The sequence below is a fragment of the Roseomonas sp. TS2 genome (assembly GCF_058833935.1).
This window is the reverse complement of sequence record NZ_JCACVY010000349.1, coordinates 1-1401: the sequence shown is the minus strand read 5'-3', so window position 1 is coordinate 1401 and position 1401 is coordinate 1. Positions and strand designations below refer to the sequence as shown.

Sequence of the window (1401 nt, the reverse complement as noted above, 5' to 3'; positions counted from 1 at the left end):
AGCGACGCGGGAAACCGCGCCGCCCCTTCATCCGCCCGTCACACCCGGTGGCGCGGCGGTCTGCCTCAGGCGGGCTGCTCAGGCGGGCTGGATGCCGCGGCGCGCATCGGCGCGGCGCAGCCAGGCGGCGAAGGGCAGGGCCAGCAGCACCATCCACAGCTTGCCCAGCACCTGCCCCGGCAGGTAGCCCAGGTCGCCGAAGGCGATGCCGAGGAAGAACACGCTGTCCACCACCAGCCCGACCAGGCTGGAGGCCAGCACCGCCAGCACCAGGTTGCGCCGCTGCAGCGGTGTGTAGACCAGCAGGTCCGCCGTCTCGCTGAGCAGGAAGGCGGCGGCGGAGGCCAGCACCAGGGCGGGCGGCGCCAGCAGGGCGGAGATGGCGGTGCCGGCGGCGATCGCCAGCCAGGCGGGGGTCAGGCCGAGCCGGCGCTGCACCAAGTCCCGCAGCACCAAGGCGAGGCCGATCATCAGCACGCCGGAAGGGGCCATGACGCCGGGCGCCACCGGGATGAGGCAGGGGCCCTGCGGCACGCAGACGGTGCCGGCATGGCCGATCAGCCAGTTCGCGGCGGGGATGGTGAGCCCGAAGGCGATGAGGGCCGCGAACCCCTCGATGCGGCGCGTGTCGGTCATCTGCGAGTTTTCCATTGCTGGGCGGGAGCATCCGCACTGACGGACGCGTCAGCGGCGCGACTGGTACTCCGCCCAGCCCCTCGCGCGCAACTCGCAGGCCGGGCACGCGGCGCAGCCATGCCCCCAGGGATGGCGCGCGCCGCGCTCGCCGCGGTAGCAGGTGTGGGTGCGCTCGACGATGTCCTGCACCAGCTGCTGCCCGCCGAGCTTCTCGGCCAGCTCCCAGGTCTCGGCCTTGCTCAGCCACATCAGCGGCGTGTGCAGCACGAAGCGGCGCTGCATGCCGAGGTTCAGCGCCACCTGCATCGCCTTGATGGTATCGTCCCGGCAATCGGGGTAGCCGGAGAAATCCGTCTCGCACATGCCGCCGACGATGTGGCGCAGCCCGCGCCGGTAGGCGAGCGCGGCGGCGAAGGTGAGGAAGACGAGGTTGCGGCCGGGGACGAAGGTGTTGGGCAGCCCGTCCGCCTGCATGGCGATCTCGGTCTCGCGGGTCAGCGCCGTGTCGGAGACGGCGCCGAGGGCGTCGAGCGCCAGGGTGTGGTCTGGGCCGAGGCGGGCCTGCCACGCAGCGGGCAGAGTCTCGCGGAAGGCGGCGCGGCATTCCAGCTCCACCCGGTGGCGCTGGCCGTAGTCGAAGCCCAGCGTCTCCACGCGGGGGAAGCGGTCCAGCGCCCAGGCCAGGCAGGTGGCGGAATCCTGCCCGCCGCTGAACAGTACCAGCGCGCCCTCGTCCATCGCCCCGCTCCTTCTCCTGGCTGCGCC

General features: G+C 72.9%; 2 protein-coding genes. Both read right to left on the bottom strand.

Annotated elements, in window-relative coordinates; all coding sequences use genetic code 11:
• Positions 1-78: 78 nt before the first annotated feature.
• Positions 79-636: a VUT family protein gene (locus ACZJYS_RS24305; protein WP_181377948.1), complete on the bottom strand. Its 558-nt coding sequence runs from the start codon at positions 634-636 to the stop codon at positions 79-81.
• A 48-nt stretch (positions 637-684) separates the two neighbouring features.
• Complete coding sequence (queC, locus tag ACZJYS_RS24300) at positions 685-1374, bottom strand: 7-cyano-7-deazaguanine synthase QueC (protein ID WP_493180644.1); 690 nt, start codon at positions 1372-1374, stop codon at positions 685-687.
• Positions 1375-1401: the final 27 nt, after the last annotated feature.